Annotated in this window: 1 protein-coding gene; it reads left to right on the forward strand. The window is 46.1% G+C overall.

Going from position 1 to position 1008, the window contains the following annotated elements:
• Positions 1-84: 84 nt before the first annotated feature.
• The coding region (locus A3738_RS05325) for a low specificity L-threonine aldolase (protein ID WP_068763422.1) at positions 85-1008 on the forward strand (924 nt) is incomplete at its 3' end.

The raw sequence follows: 1008 nt of genomic DNA on the forward strand, positions 1-1008 counted from the left end.
TGAACGCTTCGTTATTCTTGATGCAAGCCAAACACTTGAAGAAGTACAATCTGATTTGGCACTTAAATTGAGTGAGTTGATTGAATGAATTTTGGAAGTGATAACCAAAGTGGAGCCTCAGAGCAGGTATTAAATGCCATTATTGCTGCAAATGCTGGTTCCAGCTCAAGCTATGGCACAGATGAGTGGACACACAAAGCCGAGCTGCTATTAGCCGAGATCTTTGAAACCGATCTTAAAGCCTACTTTGTTACCTCTGGAACGGCCGCCAACTGCCTTGCGCTATCCTGCCTCGTTCAGCCGTGGGATCAAATTGTCTGTCATGATCACGCACATATCTTGAATGATGAACTCACCGCTCCTGAAATGTATACCGGTGGCGCGCGTTTAACAGGTCTTGATATTGATCGTCCAAAACTAAGTCAGCAGGCATTGTTTGAGTACTTAACAACGTTTGAAGGGCATGAGCCTCATACTCCACAACCTCGCGCATTAAGTATCACGCAACTCAGCGAGAGCGGATGTGCCTACAGTTTGGAAGAAATTCAAGAGCTCACATCACTCGCTAAAAAGTATGATATGAATGTGCACATGGATGGCGCTCGTTTTGCCAACGCGCTTATCTCATTGAACTGCTCGCCTGCTGACATGACCTGGAAAGCCGGCGTCGATGTCTTGTGTTTGGGAGCAAGTAAAAACGGCGCGTTAGCGGCCGAAGCGGTTATCTTCTTCAATAAAAAACTTGCTAAAGACTTTGAATATCGACGTAAGCGAGCAGGGCATTTGCTTTCTAAAGGTCGATTATTGGGGGCGCAGTTTTGCGGTTGGCTTGAGCAAAATCATTGGCTCGATTTAGCGACACAGAGCAATGCGCAAGCACGCAAACTTGCTCAATCTATCCAGAGCAGTCGCTACTCTGAACTTGCTTGGCAAGAGCAGCAAGCAAACTTCGGAAACGAAGTCTTTGCGTTTATCGACAACGCTAAAATCAAGGAATTGCGAAACGCT

Source organism: Oleiphilus sp. HI0066 (genome assembly GCF_001635725.1).